This window comes from Pseudomonas sp. NPDC077408 (assembly GCF_050269105.1).
Classification (GTDB): Bacteria; Pseudomonadota; Gammaproteobacteria; order Pseudomonadales; family Pseudomonadaceae; genus Stutzerimonas.
Map to the genome: position 1 here is coordinate 334,001 of NZ_JBNNHS010000003.1, position 16,303 is coordinate 350,303.

A 16,303-nucleotide genomic window follows, 5' to 3' on the forward strand; every position below is an offset into this window, starting at 1 on the left:
CCCTCTTGCCGGCCGACGGCACGGCGCTAGCGCAAGCTCAGCTCGTCACCGCGTTCCTCCTGCCACTCGTCAAGGCTTGGAGCTGCCGCTTCGCCATCCATGCGATGGATGATGTTGAAGTAATCCTGCTTGAACCTGTCCTGCATGATTTCGCTACGCGACCGGACCCGTACCGCATAGATGCTCTGTACGTTCTGATGGTCGAAGCTGCGCCAGTACTGTTCGTCCTTGAGCAGGCTGTAGCGGTGATCTTCCAGCGCCTTGATGATCTTTTCGCTGTGCAGACTGCCAGCGCGCTGAGCGGCTGCGGCCCATTGCTGAACGATGGCGTAGGCCGAGGCGGCAGTACTGTCCGGGTAGCGCTGATGCTGAGCGATATAGGCATCGACGAACGCTTGGCCCTTTTCACTTTTAACCAGCGCAGGAACGCGCCAGGTCCAGGCTGCCGTGCCAATGACATGCTCCATCACCTGCGGGCCGGCCTGCTCGACGATGCTGCCGGTCAGGTTGGGCACGATAATCTGCATCCGCTGATCGAGCTTGAGGTCATGCGCCAGACGCATGGTCTGCACCAGATCCTGGCCGAGCAAGACGATGACCAATACATCCGCGTCGCTGGAGGCGGCTTTTTTCAGCGCTGCGAGGTACTCCTCATGGTGCGCACCCCTGGGGCTGATCCGCGAGAATCCGTGGCGTGCTCGGTCACGGCTGCGGGTGGCTTCGCGCAGTGCCTGCTCCATGCTGTGGCCCCAGGTGTCGTCGAGGCTGACATAGTGGTAGCGGCGGTTCGGTAGGTGCCAGCTGAGGTACTCGCCGAGCACGCGCGCACTCATCCAGGCACTGTTTGGTTCACGAAACAGGTAGCGCTGGCCGTCGTGTCCGGTGATTGCGTTGGCGTAACCCAGCGTGGGGAAGAACAGCAGGCCCAGCTCGCGGGCGCGCTGGCCGGCGGCTATGGCCTCTTCGCTGGTAGCGCCGCCGAATGCCATCTCGGCGCCCTCGGCCGCGAATTTTTCGATGTTGGCTCTCGCCTTCTCTTCGCGGGCGGCCGTGTTGCGGCTGATCAGTTCGAGCGGCCGGCCCAGCACGCCGCCCTGTCGATTGATGGTCTCGATGGCGAGCAAGGCGCCGCGGCGAAGCTCCAGACCTTCGCTTTTGTAGTTACCGGTGCTTGGGTAATTCAAGCCCAGCCGAATCGGCTGGGCGGCGTTGGCAGTGGCAGCCAATACCAACAGGAAGCTGCAGATCATCAGGCGGCGCATGGCTCGTGTCCTTGTGAGCGGAGGGGCGTCCGTTGTAAGGCTCGAGCACCGTGCGAGGAATCGTCTTTTCGGGCACACCGGCTTCAACTTCGGTGCCGGTGCGGTAGCCCGGCTTGGCCATCATGACGCAAGGATGACGGGCCCTTCGAGGAGTATTGCTACCAAGGGAGGAGGAAAATCGGTACTGCGTGTAATTGTTACAGGAGCGGCTAGATCCAAGAATCGCTACTAGACCGGGAAAACTTCCCGGCGACGATAACAATGAACCCGTAGAGGTAGCCGCAATGAAGCACACCGGTCTTCGCAAGCCCTTCGCCCTGACAGCGCTTTGCGCCGCCATGGCCGTGTCCAGCGTGTCGGCATGGGCAGTCACCGATCAGGAAATCCTCGATGACGCCAAGTCCACCGATCAGATCGTTACTAACGGCCTGGGGCTGCAAGGCCAGCGCTACAGCACACTCGATGCACTGAATACTGAGAACGTCAGCCAGCTGCGCCCGGTTTGGGGTTTTTCCCTGGGGGGTGAAAAACAACGTGGCCAGGAAGCGCAGCCGCTGATCAAAGATGGTGTGATGTACCTCACCGGCTCCTACTCGCGCGTATTTGCGGTCGATGCCCGTACCGGCAAGGAACTGTGGCAGTACGACGCCCGTCTGCCGGACGGCATCATGCCTTGCTGTGACGTGATCAACCGTGGCGTGGCGCTGTATGACGACCTGGTGATCTTCGGCACGCTGGATGCCAAGCTGGTCGCGCTGAACAAGGACACTGGCAAGGTCGTCTGGAAAAAGACCGTGGCTGACTACAAGGCTGGCTACTCGATTTCTGCCGCGCCGATGGTGGTAAAAGGCAAGCTGATCACTGGCCTGGCTGGCGGTGAGTTCGGCGTAGTTGGCATGATCCAGGCGTTCAACCCCAAGAATGGCGAGCTGCTGTGGACCCGTCCGACCGTCGAAGGCCACATGGGCTACGTGATGAAGGATGGCAAAAAGGTCGAAAACGGCATCTCTGGCGGCGAAGCCGGTAAAACCTGGCCGGGCGATCTTTGGAAGACCGGCGGTGCAGCGCCTTGGCTGGGTGGCTACTACGATCCGGACACCGATTCGCTGCTGTTTGGTACCGGCAACCCGTCACCCTGGAACTCGCACCTGCGCCCAGGCGACAACCTGTATTCGTCTTCGCGTCTGGCATTGGACCCGGACGACGGCTCGATCAAGTGGCACTTCCAGTCGACGCCGCATGACGGCTGGGACTATGACGGGGTCAACGAGCTGATCTCCTTCGACTACCAGGACGGTGGTAAGACCATCAAGGCCGCGGGTACCGCGGACCGAAACGGCTTCTTCTACGTGCTCGATCGGACCAACGGAAAATTCATTCGCGGCTTCCCGTTCGTGGACAAGATCACCTGGGCCAAGGGTTTGGATAAGGATGGACGTCCGATCTATGACGACGCCAACCGTCCTGGCGCACCAGGCGATGCCGACAAGGGCAAGTCCGTAACTGTTGCACCGTCTTTCCTCGGCGGTAAGAACTGGATGCCAATGGCTTACAGCCAGGACACCGGACTGTTCTACGTGCCGTCCAACGAATGGGCCATGGACATCTGGAACGAAGGCGTCGCCTACAAGAAAGGCGCGGCTTACCTGGGCGCTGGCTTCACCATCCACCCGCTGAACGAGGAATACATTGGCGTGCTTCGCGCCATTGACCCGAAAACCGGCAAGGAAGTCTGGCGTTACAAAAACTACGCGCCACTGTGGGGCGGCGTTCTGGCAACCAAGGGCAATCTGGTGTTCACCGGTAACCCGGAAGGCTTCCTGATGGCGTTCAACGCCAAAACGGGCGAGAAGGTGTATGAATTCAACACCGGTTCCGGTGTGATCGGCTCGCCAGTTACCTGGGAAATGGACGGCGAACAGTATGTATCGGTCCTGTCTGGCTGGGGCGGTGCGGTCCCACTGTGGGGTGGCGAGGTTGCCAAGCGCATCAAAGACTTCAACCAGGGCGGCATGGTTTGGACCTTCAAACTGCCGAAGGAGCAGGTAGTCGCCAAGCGCTGATTAAGCGCCAAGAAAACGAGGCCGGCTTATGCCGGCCTTTTTTATGGGAAATTTATGGGTATTGGGCGGCAGCGTTGATCCTCGAACAGCCAAGTTTCGCGGATGGCCAAGCTCCTGCGCGGCTTTGCTTAGCTCGGACTCATCCGCATAGCCGCCGAGCAAGCCATGGCCCCTGACGCATCAGGGCTCCATGCACCTGGATAAGCTGAGCCCCTGCGTCGAGGCGCGCCTGGAGGTGGCCTGCGGTCTGTATTCCTCCGACCGAGATCAGCGCCAGATCGGTGCCGCACAGGCGGTGCAACTGTTCGATCTGCATGCAGGCTTGCATCTGTTGTCGGTCATCCTGCCAGGCGCGGTAACGCTGCCGTGTCGCTGGCGGCCCTGGGTCATGCGCAGCGATCAGGCCGTCGAAACCCAACTCCAGCAGCACTTCGGTTAGGTACTCAGGCACCTGTTCCGGCAGGCAGCGCAACTTTGCGACCAGTGGCACACTGCGATTTCCCGCTGTGTTCAGCGCGTGTTGCTGATGTCGCAATAACGAGAGCAGTCGGTGCAACCGATCGGGGTCTTCGACCAGCCGGACGCTGGCAGGGCCGATCAGATTGAGCACCAGATAGTCCGCCAGCGGCCAAGCAGTCTGTAGCAGGGCACAGGTCTCAGTCCAAGATTGGCTGGCGTCCAGAGTTAGGTTCAGGCCTAGACGTGCTTGGCCATGCTTTACAGGCGACAGCCTGGCGAGACCCTCTGCCGTCAGGCTGCCCACTTCATTGAAACCAAAGCCCAGCAACGCCGCGCGGCGACCGAGCCTGCTGTAACGGTCGAATCCTGCAGCGATACCTAACGGCGAGGGGAACGGCAGGCCCATTACCGTGACCGGTTGATTGGCTTGATAAGTCGAGAAGTGACACGCCAAGCAGCAAAGGTCCATCGCGAGCCTTTGCGCCAGACGGCTGCTGATTGTCCGGACGCTGTTCGGCTTAGCCATGACGGCTCTCGAAATCACGCATGAAGGCGACCAGTCGATCCACTCCCGCCAGAGGCATGGCGTTGTAAAGACTGGCGCGGACGCCGCCGACATGGCTGTGTCCCTGCAGATGAAACAGGCCGTTGCGCTCTGCATCGGCAAGAAAGGGCTGGAGCAATCGCGCATCTGCCAGTTCAAAGCAGACATTGATGCTTGAGCGATCCGCGGCCTGTTGGCGGCAGCGGTAGAAGCTTCCAGCCTCAATGCAGCGATATAACCGCTGACTCTTTTCGCGCGCATGTGCTGCCATTACGGCGAGTCCGCCCTGATCCTCGATCCAGCGCAGCATCAACGCAGCGACATACAGGGCGAAGGTCGGTGGCGTGTTGAAGCGGCTCTGTTGCTCGGCCTGTACCTTGTAGCTGAATACCGCTGGGAGGCCACGCTGCGGTGATCGCAAGAGATCCTCGCGCACGATCAGTAGACAGAGCCCGGCGATGCCGATGTTCTTCTGAGTGCTGGCGTAGATCAGACCGAAGCGCTCTACCGGAATGGGCCGGGTAAGAAAGTCGGACGTCATGTCAGCCACCAGCGGCACCGGCACTTCGGGGAATTCGCGTAGCTGAAGACCGTTTCCGGTTTCGTTGCTAGTGATGTGGCAATAACCGGCGTGGGGATCGAGCTGCCAGCGTTCCCGCTTCGGCAGGGTGCTGAAGCCATCCGCCGCGCTGCTGGCGATGACATTGACCGGTGAATGTCGGCGCGCCTCGACAATCGCTTTGCGCGCCCAGTGGCCACTTTCGAGATAGTCCGCGCTCTGCCCGGGCTGCAGCAGGTTGAGCGGCACCAGGCCGAACTGCGCCGACGCGCCACCTTGAACAAAGAGCACCCGATAGTTGTGAGGAACCGACAGCAGCTTGCGTAAGTTCTGTTCGGTCTCGGCCATCAGCTGCTTGAACGCGGCGCTGGTGAACGGTTGTTCAAGTAAGGAGAAGCCGCTGCGGTTCCAGTCCGGCAATTCATTCTGAATCTGCGTTAGCACTGCACTCGGCAGCATCGCCGGGCCGGCGGCAAAACTGTAGCGCTCAGTCGGCTCAGAAGAGATGCAGGCCATGACCACCACTCGCCATGAGGAACAGCAGGGGAAAGGACAGGATGGTGTTACTGCGCGACGAGAGGAAGGTTATTCGCGAGCAGCGCACGCGCTCTTCCAGAGTCGCCGGAACAAAGCCGAGCAGCTTCTTCTGATGCGGCCAGAGCACCAGCCAGAGGTTGAGCAGCATCAGCGTGCCAATCCAGGCGCCCAGGCCGATCACCGCCAGCGGACCCTGCAGCAGCAGCGCATCGACCAGCCAGCCGCGTTGCCAGAGCATGAACATGCCGGATATCCAGACCACTACAGAGGCATAGCGGAAAATGCCGTGCTCACGTTTCATCCGCGCTTCCCGATCGTGGTTCAACGTGGCGGTGTCGATGCCGTTCTGCAGTGGCACGAAGCGTGGGTTCTGGATGAAGTTGGCATAGTTGTGGCCGACCCAGACCAACGCGAACAGCAGGTGCGCATAGCGGGCCAGCAGATCGAGAATGGGTAGCTGCATGGCTCAGCTCACCAGCCAAAAACGCAGTAGCAGGTAACAACCAAGCGTTAGCGCGAGGCCCGCACTTACGGTGCCGCCGAAAGAATCATGGGGCAGTTTCAAGTTCAACCCCCTGACTGGCCTGTCGGGCGATCAGCGTGCCTTGCGGGCGCGTGGCATCCTGCGCCAGTTCAACGGCCTGGCGAATCAGCTGATGATGTGGGGATTTACTGCAGGCCGGGTCGGTGTTGGCACCGTCGCCGGTCAGCAGCAGCGCCTGGCAGCGGCACCCGCCGAAATCCTTTTCCTTATCGTCACAGCTGCGGCAGGGTTCTGGCATCCAGGTGTCGCCACGGTAGAGGTTGAACACCGGCGAGTCGTGCCAGATCTGCTCCAGTCGTTGCTGGCGCACGTTGGGGAAGGTGAGCTCTTTGAAGGCGCTGGCCTGGGAGCAGGGCAGCACGTTGCCGTTCGGCGCGATCGTGACGTGAATCGCTCCCCAGCCGTTCATGCACGCCTTGGGACGACCTTCGTAATAGTCAGGAATGACGAAGAAGATGGTCAGGCGATCACCGAAACGCTCGCGTGCCTTGTGCACCTCGTCTTCGGCTTTCTGCAGTTCGGCATGAGTCGGCATCAGTGCATCGCGGTTGAGCAGCGCCCAGTTGTAGTACTGCACATTCGCCAGTTCGAGGTACTCCACTCCCAGATCAACGGCGAACTCGATGATGTCCGGCACCTGAGCGATGTTCTGCCGGGTGATCGGTACGTTGAGCACCATGGGGAAGTCCATTGCCTTGATCAGCCGCGCCATGCGCAGTTTGCGCTCCCAGGCGTCGACACCGGCCAGTTCACGCGCCACGTCACGGTCGGTGGACTGAAAACCGAGCTGGATGTGCCGCAGCCCGGCATCCTTCAGGGCGCGTAGGCGCGCCTCGGTCAGGCCGATGCCGGAGGTGATCAGGTTGGTGTAGTAGCCCATGCGGTCAGCCTCGGCGACCAACGTTTCGAGGTCCTTGCGCAGCGTGGGCTCGCCGCCGGAGAAGCCGATCTGCATCGCACCCATGGCGCGGGCCTGGGCCATCACATCGATCCACTCGGCGGTGCTCAGCTCGTCTTGGCGGTAATCGGCGAAGTTGCGTGGATTGCTGCAGAACACGCATTGCAGCGGGCACTGATAGGTCAGCTCCAGCAGCAGCCAGACCGGGTTGCCGCTGCCGTCAAGCCTTAACTCGGATCCAGCCTTTGCCATGAGATACCTCCAGGAAATTCAGGACACCGTTACGGATCGCGTCGATATCGGATGCGTTGTAGCTTTGGGCCAACTGGTCGATTAGCTCGACGACACGGGTCTTGCCGTCGCAGCGCTTCAATATCTCCCCGCCGGTGGCGTTCAGCTTGACGATGCCCTCGGGATAGAGCAGTACGTGCGCTTGCTGCGATTCTTCCCAGCGAAACAGAAAGGGCGAGCGAATCTCATAGCAGCTCAGCGGCGAAATACTTGTTGCGGTCATGTCCATTTCCTCGCTCGACCGGCGTGAAGGCGGTTGCGATCACGCCGGTGGGGGCTCAGCGCACGTAAACGTACGCGGTGACTTCAAAGCCCAGACGCAAGTCGCAGAAGTCCGGATCGATCCACTGCATGGCATATCTCCTTAAGCAAACGTTTTGGGAAAACCAATGTTGCGGCTCGAAGCTAAGGCGCTTTTGACGCTCGACTAATGAGACTTTCGGGCCGTTTTTCAGGGCATTTGGTCGCGTTTTTGTGGCATGAAAAAAACATTCGCTGGGCAGCTGACTGCCCTTGCGCATGGTCAATTGCATGTGAGCTGGGGCGCCCTAATCTGGCGGTTTTTTTCAGGCGCATGGCGCGCCTTTTGGGGCGCTCAGATGCCTGTGGCGGCTGCGCACCGGTTTTGGCATCTACTACCAAATGAGGAGCGCATCTGTCCCTTGGGGGCATTCCGGGCAAGCGGTTTGGCTGCCTAAGATCGTTCCATGTCCTGTCCATGTCCGGTCAGGCTCCGACAAGCAGAAAAATTAGAGAGGCCGCTCATGATCTACGCCCAACCCGGTACGGAAGGCTCCGTCATTTCCTTCAAGCCACGCTATGGCAACTACATCGGCGGTGAGTTTGTCCCGCCGGTCAAGGGTGAGTATTTCGTCAACACCTCGCCGGTCAATGGTGAAGTCATCGCCGAATTCCCGCGCTCCGGGGTCGAGGATGTCGAGCATGCTCTGGATGCCGCCCATGCCGCCGCCGATGCCTGGGGCAAAACCTCGGTACAGAACCGCGCCCTGGTGCTGCTGAAAATCGCCGACCGTATCGAAGCCAACCTCGAACTGCTGGCCGTGGCCGAAACCTGGGACAACGGCAAGGCTGTGCGCGAAACCCTGAACGCCGACGTGCCCCTGGCCGCCGACCACTTCCGTTACTACGCCGGTTGCATCCGCGCCCAGGAAGGCAGCGCCGCCGAGATCGACGAACACACCGCCGCCTATCACTTCCATGAGCCCCTGGGTGTGGTCGGGCAGATCATTCCGTGGAACTTCCCGCTGCTGATGGCCGCCTGGAAACTCGCCCCGGCCCTGGCCGCCGGCAACTGCATCGTGCTCAAGCCGGCCGAGCAGACCCCGCTGTCGATCACCGTGCTGATGGAGGTGATCGGCGACCTGCTGCCGCCAGGCGTGCTCAACGTAGTGCAGGGCTACGGCCGCGAAGCCGGTGAGGCCCTGGCCACCAGCAAGCGTATCGCCAAGATCGCCTTTACCGGTTCCACCCCGGTCGGTTCGCACATCCTCAAGTGCGCCGCCGAGAACATCATCCCGTCGACCGTGGAGCTGGGCGGCAAGTCGCCGAACATCTTCTTCGAAGACATCATGAACGCGGAACCGCAGTTCATCGAAAAAGCCGCCGAAGGCCTAGTACTGGCGTTCTTCAACCAGGGCGAGGTGTGCACCTGCCCATCCCGCGCCCTGGTGCAGGAGTCGATCTACGACGCCTTCATGGTCGAGGTGATGAAGAAGATCAAGGTGATCAAACGCGGCAACCCGCTGGACACCGAGACCATGGTCGGTGCCCAGGCCTCCGAGCAGCAGTACGACAAGATCCTCAGCTACCTGCAGATCGCCCAGGACGAAGGCGCCGAGCTGCTCACTGGCGGCGCGGCCGAGCGTCTGGAAGGTGATCTGGCCAGCGGTTACTACATCCAGCCGACCCTGCTCAAGGGCAACAACAAGATGCGCGTGTTCCAGGAAGAGATCTTCGGCCCGGTGGTCGGTATCACCACCTTCAAGGATGAAGCCGAAGCCCTGGCGATTGCCAACGACACCGAGTTCGGCCTGGGTGCCGGCCTGTGGACCCGCGACATCAACCGCGCCTACCGCATGGGCCGGGCGATCAAGGCTGGTCGCGTATGGACCAACTGCTACCACCTGTACCCGGCGCATGCCGCCTTCGGTGGCTACAAGAAGTCCGGTGTCGGTCGCGAAACGCACAAGATGATGCTCGATCACTACCAGCAGACCAAGAACCTGCTGATCAGCTACGACATCAACCCGCTGGGCTTCTTCTAAGCCCGGTACCGCAACTCGTAGGACCCGGCGCGTTCGCTCCAGCGCGCCGGCTGACTTGCTCGCACGCTATCAGTGCGGGGACCACTGACCGATCGGGTTCGGGCGGTGGTCCATCAACGCAACGCGGCCCCAAAGGCCGCGTTTTTTTATGCGTGGCTAAAGCCCAGCGATCGCACGCAGCGAACTCCAACGCCCGTTGCACCTCAGATTCAGCACGACCCATGTTTCATGAGGACTTGCTGATGCCCCAATTGCTCGAACCCGCCCAGCTGAATCAGCTGCGCCTACGCAACCGCGCCGTGCTGGCTCCGATGACTCGCGTCAGCGCCGAGCCGGAAGGGCAACCCAACGAACTGATGCGCGACTACTACCAGGCATTCGCAGAGGGCGGCTTCGGCATGTTGATTACCGAAGGCACCTATACGGACACAGCATACAGTCAGGGATATCTGAATCAGCCGGGCCTGGCCACCGAGGTTCAGCGTGACAGCTGGGTGCCGATCGTCAGCGCGGTACACCAGGCGGGAGCGGCGATCATCGCTCAGCTGATGCACGGTGGCGCGCAGACTCAAGGCAATATCCACCACGCCCGCCACGTCGCGCCGTCGGCCGTTCAGCCGGGCGGGCGACAGTTGAGCTTCTACGGCGGCGAAGGCCCCTATGCGACACCCGCAGAGATGACCGAAGCGGAAATTCATGAAGCGATTGCCGGCTTCGTTCAGGCTGCGAAACATGCGCGTGATGCCGGTTTCGATGGGGTGGAGTTGCATGGCGCCAATGGCTACCTGCTGCACGAATTCATGACCGCCGAGTTCAATCAGCGCACCGACCGCTGGGGCGGTGACTACCAGGCCAGACTGGCCCTGCCGCTGGAAGTCATCCGTGCGGTACGCGAGGCGGTCGGGGCGGGGTTCGTCGTCGGTATGCGGCTGTCGCAAAGCATGGTCACGGACAGCCAGCTTAAATGGGACGGTGGGGTTGAAGCGGCGCGCTATCGTTTCGCCACGCTAGCCTCCGCGGGGCTCGACTATATCCACGTGACCGAAGGCGACATAAGTGCACCGGCGTTCGAGGAAGGCGAAAGCCTGGCGGCAATCGCCAAAGGTGCCGTCGAGATCCCGATCATCGGCAATGGCGCTATCGGCACGGGCGAACAGGCGCAGCAATTGCTCGACGCCGGCGTGCTGGATTTCCTGGCGATCGGCAAGGCGGCGCTGGCAAACCATGATTGGCCGTTGCGCGTACAGGAAAAGGCGCCCCTGAGCGCATTCGACTACGAGATGTTCTCGCCAATGGCGACCATCACCAACGAACTGGCCTGGCGGGGCACCCATGGTCGTTCCGCTGTGCGCCGCTGAGTGCACCTGTCATCTCACGTTGCTTGAAAACCGGCGACAGCCAAGGCACTACCAATGCAGAGCGCTGTCTCCTTCCAAAGTACCATTCCGCTTTTGACGGAGTAGGGTGCTTAATGAGTTGTCGGAATACTTCCGTCATCACAAAAGAGAGGAATCAGCCATGTGGACTAAACCTGCTTTTACCGACCTGCGCATTGGTTTCGAAGTCACCATGTACTTCGCCAATCGCTGATTGATCGGCCCCGGCCCCGGTCGGGGCTCCGTTTTTTTGGGAGCTGCCCATGTTCATCCAGATTTTAGGTTCGGCTGCTGGCGGCGGCTTTCCTCAGTGGAACTGTAATTGCGTCAACTGTGCCGGGCTGCGCAACGGTAGCTTGCGTGCCAAAGCCCGCACTCAATCGTCGATTGCAATCAGCGATGACGGCGAGAACTGGATACTTTGCAACGCCTCGCCGGATATCCGTGCTCAGCTTGAGTCCTTCCCTAAGCTACAACCGGCTCGCGGCCCCCGAGACACCGCAATTGGCGCGATCATCCTGCTCGACAGCCAGATCGATCACACTACCGGCCTCCTGACGCTGCGTGAGGGCTGCCCACACGAAGTCTGGTGCACCGAGATGGTTCATCAGGATCTGAGCACCGGCTTTCCGCTGTTCAAGATGCTTGAACATTGGAACGGCGGTCTGCGCTGGAATCCGATCGCGTTGGAAGGCAGTTTCACCATCGCGACCTGCCCAAACCTGAACATCACCCCGATTCCGCTGCGCAGTTCAGCGCCGCCGTATTCGCCGCACCGCAACGACCCGCATCCCGGTGACAACATCGGTCTGTTGATCGAAGACCGTAAAACCGGCGGCACGCTGTTTTACGCGCCGGGTCTGGGCCAGGTCAGCCCTGAACTGCTGGAACTGATGCGCAGTGCCGATTGCCTGGTCGTCGACGGCACCCTGTGGCGCGATGACGAAATGCGCGTGCGCGAAGTCGGCACCAAACTGGGCAGCGAAATGGGCCACCTTCATCAGAGCGGCCCAGGCGGCATGATCGAGGTGCTCGACGGCATGCCGGCTGCGCGCAAGATTCTCATCCATATCAACAACACCAATCCGATCCTCGACGAGGACTCTGCCGAACGGGCGGTGCTCGACGAGCACGGGATTGAAGTCTCGTTCGATGGCATGAGTATCGAGCTGTAGGGTAGAACGACCCGCAGCTCACCGAAATCAGTGGCTGAAGGCGCTCACTTGTGCCTGGAGGAACAGCCCGCACAACCCGTAAGGAAGTTCTTATGACCCTGCCAGCCATGACTCCGTCCGAGTTCGAAGCAGCGCTACGCGCGAAGGGCGACTACTACCATATCCATCATCCATTCCATCGTGCCATGTACGAAGGCCGATCGACCCGTGAGCAGATTCAGGGCTGGGTCGCGAACCGCTTCTACTATCAGGTCTGCATTCCGGTGAAGGATGCAGCCATCATGGCTAACTGCCCGGATCGCGATACCCGCCGCGAATGGGTCCAGCGGATCATTGATCATGATGGCAGCCCAGGCGAGGAGGGTGGTATCGAAGCCTGGCTGCGCCTAGCTGAATCCGTGGGCCTGGACCGTGAGCAGGTCTTGTCGCAGGAGTTGGTGCTGCCAGGCGTGCGCTTCGCCGTAGACGCCTATGTCAATTTCGCCCGCCGCGCCGTCTGGCAGGAGGCTGCCAGCAGCTCGCTCACCGAACTGTTCGCCCCAACCATCCATCAGTCGCGTCTGGATGCCTGGCCCCAGCACTACAGCTGGATAGATGCATCCGGTTACGACTACTTCCGCAAACGCCTGAAGGAAGCACGACGCGACGTCGAGCACGGCCTGCGGATCACGCTGGAACACTACAAGACGCGGGAAAGCCAGGAGCGCATGCTGAACATTCTTCAGTTCAAACTCGACGTTCTGTGGAGCATGCTCGATGCCATGAGCATGGCCTACGAGCTGGATCGTCCGCCATACCATACGGTGACGAACGAGCGTGTCTGGCACAAGGGCATCACGTTCTGACTGTTGACTGAGCGACCTGTGATCGAGTGGCGGCAGCCCTCGCATATGAGCTGTAGGGTGGGCTTCAGCCCACCAGCCCTTACCGATGATGTTTTCACTGGCGAGACAGAGGACCATGAGCGATATCCAACTGACCCAGATCCCGGCTTTTCGCCGCGGTTTCCGCTTCCAATGGGAACCGGCGCAGAACTGCCATGTGCTGCTGTATCCCGAAGGCATGATCAAGCTGAACGAGAGCGCATCGGCGGTCCTGGGCGAAGTGGATGGCACCCGGAGTGTGGGTGCAATTGTCGCTATCCTGCAGAGTCGCTTCCCCGATGCCGAGGGCATCGAGGAAGACATCGTTGCATTCCTGGAGGTCGCCGTTGAACGGTTCTGGATCGAGCTTCGCTAAACCAGGTTTCGAGCCAGGCCCGCCGCTGTGGCTGCTGGCGGAGCTGACCTATCGCTGCCCACTGCAATGCCCCTATTGCTCCAATCCGCTGGATTTCGCTCGCAGCCACGATGAGCTGAGTACTGCCGAGTGGATCGAGGTGTTCCGCCAGGCGCGCGAGATGGGCGCGGCGCAGCTGGGTTTCTCCGGTGGCGAACCCTTGGTCCGTCAGGATCTGGCCGAGCTGATCAAGGCGGCACGGGACTTGGGCTATTACACCAACCTGATCACCTCAGGCATCGGCCTGACCGAGGAAAAAATCGCCTCGTTCGCCGACGCTGGGCTCGACCACATTCAGATAAGTTTTCAGGCCGCTGACGAGGAAGTGAACAACCTGCTCGCCGGGTCGAAAAAGGCGTTCGCCCAGAAGCTTGCCATGGCGCGGGCGGTCAAGGCGCACGGCTATCCGATGGTGCTCAACTTTGTCACCCATCGGCACAACATCGACAATATCGACCGCATCATCCAACTCTGCCTGGAGCTCGAAGCCGACTTCGTCGAACTCGCGACCTGTCAGTTCTATGGCTGGGCCGAGCTCAACCGCGCCGGGCTGTTACCTAGCAAGGAACAACTGGTACGTGCCGAGCGGATCACCAATGAATGGCGTGACAAGCTCGCCGCCGAGAATCACCCCTGCAAGCTGATCTTCGTCACGCCCGATTATTACGAAGAGCGTCCCAAGGGCTGCATGAACGGCTGGGGCAACCTGTTTCTTGACATCACCCCTGACGGCACGGCGCTGCCTTGCCACAGCGCACGCCAACTGCCCATCACCTTTCCCAACGTGCGTGAGCAAAGCATCGAGCAGATATGGAAGCACTCGATGGGCTTCAACAAGTTTCGCGGCTTCGACTGGATGCCCGAGCCGTGCCAATCCTGCGATGAAAACGAAAAGGACTTTGGCGGCTGCCGCTGCCAGGCCTTCATGCTCACCGGCGACGCCGCCAATGCGGATCCGGTATGCAGCAAATCCGCCCATCATGACAAGATTCTCGCTGCACGCATCGAGGCCGAGCAGGCCCCGCGCGGGCTGGATGAGCTGACTTTCCGTAACGAGAAGGCGTCCAAGCTGATTCTCAAGGTATAGGTCCGTTTGGGGCATGCCTGACCGACCGGAACCGATCGATATGAGCAAAACCGAAACGCCGTATGGCTTCTGGGGTAGCGACTGGACCGCTGAAAAAGCCGCCTCGGCCAGCCGCGACTTCGCAGAGCTGCGTGCCGGGCATGGCGGCTTGTTCTGGATTCAGTACGATCCCGCCGATGCGCGTTGCACCCTTTGGTACTGGCGCGACGGCACGGCGCAATGCCTGACACCCGCTGAGTTTTCCCTGCGCAGTCGGGTATACGAATACGGTGGCGGTGCGCTTTGCCTCACCGATGAAGGTGTTGCTTTCGTTAATGAAAGCGACCAACAGATCTATCTGCAACCGCTTGCCGGTAAGAGGGCTGGCCAGCCGGTGGCGCTCACCTCGCGTCCTCGCTGCCGTTATGGCGACCTGCAATACGATCGCCGCCGAGGTGCAATCGTCGCGGTGGAGGAAACCCACCATGACAAGGGCGTCGAGCATCGACTGGTGAGCGTTTCGCTTCTAGGCGAACGAGAGCGGCTTGCCGAGGGTGCTGACTTCTATGCCTCGCCAACACTGGATGCCTCTGGTGAGCGTTTGGCCTGGATTCAGTGGCATCGCCCCGAGCAGCCCTGGACGGCCACCAGCCTCTGGATGGCCGACTACCTGCCTGACGGGCGGCTCTATCAGCCGGTGTGTCTGGCTGGTGCCGAGGGTACGGAATCGCTGCAACAGCCTCGCTTCGCCGGTGACGGTGCGCTGTTTTGCCTGACCGACCGCGCCGGTTGGTGGCAAACCTGGCAGAGCCACGGCGATTCGATGGTGCCGGTGGATCGCTTTGTCCGGCATCGCTTCGACCACGCTCCCGCGCCTTGGCAATTAGCGACCATCAGCTACCTTCCGCTAACCGAAGGTGGCTGGTTGTCGACCCGACTGGTGGACGGGTACGGCTTGCTGTTCGAGCATGACGCTGAGGGCAACGAGCGGCAGCTCGCACCCGAGTACAGCCGTTGTCGCCAAGTGGCCGTAGATGACCACCATTACTATTGCCTTGCCGGAGCGCCGGACCGGGCGCCCTCCGTGCTGGCAATCAACCGTCTCAACGGCGAGATCACGATACTGGCCGGCGGCGAGCAGCCATTGCCGACCGAGCAGCTGTCACATGCACAACCGTTCAGTTTTGCCACCGGGCAGGAGGAAGTCGCGCATGCTTTCTTCTATCCGCCTTGTAATGCGGACCACGGCGGCTTGCCCGGGGAGAAGCCACCGCTGGTTGTGTTCATGCACGGCGGACCGACCTCGGCCAGCTATCCGGTCTTCGATCCGCGCATTCAGTACTGGACCCAACGCGGTTTTGCCGTTGCCGACATCAATTACCGAGGCAGCAGCGGATTTGGACGTGCCTACCGGCAGCGCTTGCGCGGCAACTGGGGTGTGGTGGAGGTCGAGGATGCCTGCGCGGCAGTGCAGTCGTTGGCCGTGCGCGGCCAGATCGATCCCGCGCGGACCTTCATTCGTGGCTCCAGCGCCGGCGGCTACAGCGCACTCTGCGCACTGGTCGCCGATGCCGGATTTGCTGGCGGCGCCAGCCTGTACGGGGTCAGCGACCCACTGGCGTTGCGTCGGGTCACCCACAAATTCGAGGCGGACTACCTGGATTGGCTGATCGGTGATCCGGTGCGCGACGCCCAGCGATACCGGGAACGCACGCCGCTAAACAACGCGGCACAGATTCGGGTTCCGATGATCTTCCTGCAAGGCGGTCAGGACGTTGTGGTGCTTCCCGAGCAGACCGAGTCAATGGTTGCAGCGCTGCGCGAGCAGGGCCTGCGGGTAGAGTATTGCCTCTATCCAGACGAACGCCACGGCTTTCGCCAGGCTGGCAACCTAGCCGATGCGCTGCAGCGCGAATGTCGCTTCTATCAAGGCCTGCTTGGCTGATCGAAGACCGTGCCCGCTGCA

The 16,303-nt window shown here is 61.0% G+C and carries 16 protein-coding genes; 9 read left to right on the plus strand and 7 right to left on the minus strand.

The window, feature by feature from the left end; genetic code table 11:
• Positions 1 to 26: 26 nt before the first annotated feature.
• The gene (locus ACQKEK_RS10805) at positions 27 to 1,262 is read right to left on the minus strand and encodes an ABC transporter substrate-binding protein (protein WP_499142573.1); all 1,236 of its coding nucleotides are present in this window, start codon (positions 1,260 to 1,262) and stop codon (positions 27 to 29) included.
• 284 nt (positions 1,263 to 1,546) lie between these two features.
• Here ACQKEK_RS10805 and ACQKEK_RS10810 point away from each other — a divergent pair, with 284 nt between their 5' ends.
• Positions 1,547 to 3,325: a PQQ-dependent methanol/ethanol family dehydrogenase gene (locus tag ACQKEK_RS10810; protein ID WP_499142575.1), complete on the plus strand. Its 1,779-nt coding sequence runs from the start codon at positions 1,547 to 1,549 to the stop codon at positions 3,323 to 3,325.
• A gap of 139 nt (positions 3,326 to 3,464) precedes the next feature.
• On the opposite strand, the gene ACQKEK_RS10815 is transcribed toward ACQKEK_RS10810, so the two are convergent.
• The 6 genes from ACQKEK_RS10815 to pqqA (ACQKEK_RS10840) form a co-directional block, all read right to left on the minus strand.
• On the minus strand, positions 3,465 to 4,310 hold the full coding sequence (locus ACQKEK_RS10815; RefSeq protein WP_499142577.1) for a beta/alpha barrel domain-containing protein: 846 nt from the start codon (positions 4,308 to 4,310) through the stop codon (positions 3,465 to 3,467).
• On the minus strand, positions 4,303 to 5,403 hold the full coding sequence (serC, locus tag ACQKEK_RS10820; RefSeq protein WP_499142579.1) for a 3-phosphoserine/phosphohydroxythreonine transaminase: 1,101 nt from the start codon (positions 5,401 to 5,403) through the stop codon (positions 4,303 to 4,305). Before serC ends, ACQKEK_RS10815 begins: the two co-directional genes overlap by 8 nt.
• Positions 5,384 to 5,887, minus strand: coding sequence for a urate hydroxylase PuuD (locus ACQKEK_RS10825; protein WP_499142581.1), 504 nt, complete (start codon positions 5,885 to 5,887; stop codon positions 5,384 to 5,386). The genes serC and ACQKEK_RS10825 overlap by 20 nt, the downstream gene beginning before the upstream one ends.
• An 85-nt stretch (positions 5,888 to 5,972) precedes the next feature.
• Entirely contained in the window at positions 5,973 to 7,118 is a 1,146-nt protein-coding gene (pqqE, locus tag ACQKEK_RS10830) for a pyrroloquinoline quinone biosynthesis protein PqqE (protein WP_499142583.1), read from the minus strand.
• The gene (pqqD, locus tag ACQKEK_RS10835) at positions 7,087 to 7,380 is read right to left on the minus strand and encodes a pyrroloquinoline quinone biosynthesis peptide chaperone PqqD (RefSeq protein WP_499142585.1); all 294 of its coding nucleotides are present in this window, start codon (positions 7,378 to 7,380) and stop codon (positions 7,087 to 7,089) included. Before pqqD (ACQKEK_RS10835) ends, pqqE (ACQKEK_RS10830) begins: the two co-directional genes overlap by 32 nt.
• A 55-nt stretch (positions 7,381 to 7,435) precedes the next feature.
• Positions 7,436 to 7,510, minus strand: coding sequence for a pyrroloquinoline quinone precursor peptide PqqA (gene pqqA / locus ACQKEK_RS10840; protein WP_003282509.1), 75 nt, complete (start codon positions 7,508 to 7,510; stop codon positions 7,436 to 7,438).
• Between the two features lie 411 nt (positions 7,511 to 7,921).
• Here pqqA (ACQKEK_RS10840) and exaC point away from each other — a divergent pair, with 411 nt between their 5' ends.
• The 8 genes from exaC to ACQKEK_RS10880 all read left to right on the plus strand — a co-directional run bounded on the left by exaC (position 7,922) and on the right by ACQKEK_RS10880 (position 16,282).
• Positions 7,922 to 9,442 carry an acetaldehyde dehydrogenase ExaC gene (gene exaC / locus ACQKEK_RS10845; protein ID WP_045427207.1) on the plus strand — a complete coding sequence of 507 codons (1,521 nt, stop codon included), beginning with the start codon at positions 7,922 to 7,924 and terminating at the stop codon, positions 9,440 to 9,442.
• 242 nt (positions 9,443 to 9,684) lie between these two features.
• Positions 9,685 to 10,800, plus strand: a complete 1,116-nt coding sequence (locus tag ACQKEK_RS10850; protein WP_499142587.1) for an oxidoreductase — start codon at positions 9,685 to 9,687, stop codon at positions 10,798 to 10,800.
• Between the two features lie 160 nt (positions 10,801 to 10,960).
• Positions 10,961 to 11,032, plus strand: a complete 72-nt coding sequence (pqqA, locus tag ACQKEK_RS10855) for a pyrroloquinoline quinone precursor peptide PqqA (RefSeq protein WP_003253598.1) — start codon at positions 10,961 to 10,963, stop codon at positions 11,030 to 11,032.
• A 49-nt stretch (positions 11,033 to 11,081) separates the two neighbouring features.
• Positions 11,082 to 11,993: a pyrroloquinoline quinone biosynthesis protein PqqB gene (pqqB, locus tag ACQKEK_RS10860; protein WP_128121420.1), complete on the plus strand. Its 912-nt coding sequence runs from the start codon at positions 11,082 to 11,084 to the stop codon at positions 11,991 to 11,993.
• Positions 11,994 to 12,085: 92 nt separating this feature from the next.
• Positions 12,086 to 12,838, plus strand: coding sequence for a pyrroloquinoline-quinone synthase PqqC (gene pqqC / locus ACQKEK_RS10865; protein WP_499142589.1), 753 nt, complete (start codon positions 12,086 to 12,088; stop codon positions 12,836 to 12,838).
• A 115-nt stretch (positions 12,839 to 12,953) separates the two neighbouring features.
• Positions 12,954 to 13,232, plus strand: a complete 279-nt coding sequence (gene pqqD, locus ACQKEK_RS10870; protein WP_128121422.1) for a pyrroloquinoline quinone biosynthesis peptide chaperone PqqD — start codon at positions 12,954 to 12,956, stop codon at positions 13,230 to 13,232.
• Positions 13,204 to 14,358, plus strand: a complete 1,155-nt coding sequence (pqqE, locus tag ACQKEK_RS10875; RefSeq protein WP_499142591.1) for a pyrroloquinoline quinone biosynthesis protein PqqE — start codon at positions 13,204 to 13,206, stop codon at positions 14,356 to 14,358. Before pqqD (ACQKEK_RS10870) ends, pqqE (ACQKEK_RS10875) begins: the two co-directional genes overlap by 29 nt.
• A 40-nt stretch (positions 14,359 to 14,398) precedes the next feature.
• Positions 14,399 to 16,282, plus strand: a complete 1,884-nt coding sequence (locus ACQKEK_RS10880; RefSeq protein ID WP_499142592.1) for an alpha/beta hydrolase family protein — start codon at positions 14,399 to 14,401, stop codon at positions 16,280 to 16,282.
• Positions 16,283 to 16,303 lie beyond the last annotated feature (21 nt).

What these genes read in the sequence shown, in the direction of transcription:
- ACQKEK_RS10805 (WP_499142573.1), bottom strand. Translation starts at nt 1,262, where the DNA reads ATGCGCCGCCTGATGATCTGCAGCTTCCTGTTGGTATTGGCTGCCACT.
- ACQKEK_RS10810 (WP_499142575.1), top strand. Translation starts at nt 1,547, where the DNA reads ATGAAGCACACCGGTCTTCGCAAGCCCTTCGCCCTGACAGCGCTTTGC.
- ACQKEK_RS10815 (WP_499142577.1), bottom strand. Translation starts at nt 4,310, where the DNA reads ATGGCTAAGCCGAACAGCGTCCGGACAATCAGCAGCCGTCTGGCGCAA.
- serC (WP_499142579.1), bottom strand. Translation starts at nt 5,403, where the DNA reads ATGGCCTGCATCTCTTCTGAGCCGACTGAGCGCTACAGTTTTGCCGCC.
- ACQKEK_RS10825 (WP_499142581.1), bottom strand. Translation starts at nt 5,887, where the DNA reads ATGCAGCTACCCATTCTCGATCTGCTGGCCCGCTATGCGCACCTGCTG.
- pqqE (WP_499142583.1), bottom strand. Translation starts at nt 7,118, where the DNA reads ATGGCAAAGGCTGGATCCGAGTTAAGGCTTGACGGCAGCGGCAACCCG.
- pqqD (WP_499142585.1), bottom strand. Translation starts at nt 7,380, where the DNA reads ATGACCGCAACAAGTATTTCGCCGCTGAGCTGCTATGAGATTCGCTCG.
- exaC (WP_045427207.1), top strand. Translation starts at nt 7,922, where the DNA reads ATGATCTACGCCCAACCCGGTACGGAAGGCTCCGTCATTTCCTTCAAG.
- ACQKEK_RS10850 (WP_499142587.1), top strand. Translation starts at nt 9,685, where the DNA reads ATGCCCCAATTGCTCGAACCCGCCCAGCTGAATCAGCTGCGCCTACGC.
- pqqB (WP_128121420.1), top strand. Translation starts at nt 11,082, where the DNA reads ATGTTCATCCAGATTTTAGGTTCGGCTGCTGGCGGCGGCTTTCCTCAG.
- pqqC (WP_499142589.1), top strand. Translation starts at nt 12,086, where the DNA reads ATGACCCTGCCAGCCATGACTCCGTCCGAGTTCGAAGCAGCGCTACGC.
- pqqD (WP_128121422.1), top strand. Translation starts at nt 12,954, where the DNA reads ATGAGCGATATCCAACTGACCCAGATCCCGGCTTTTCGCCGCGGTTTC.
- ACQKEK_RS10880 (WP_499142592.1), top strand. Translation starts at nt 14,399, where the DNA reads ATGAGCAAAACCGAAACGCCGTATGGCTTCTGGGGTAGCGACTGGACC.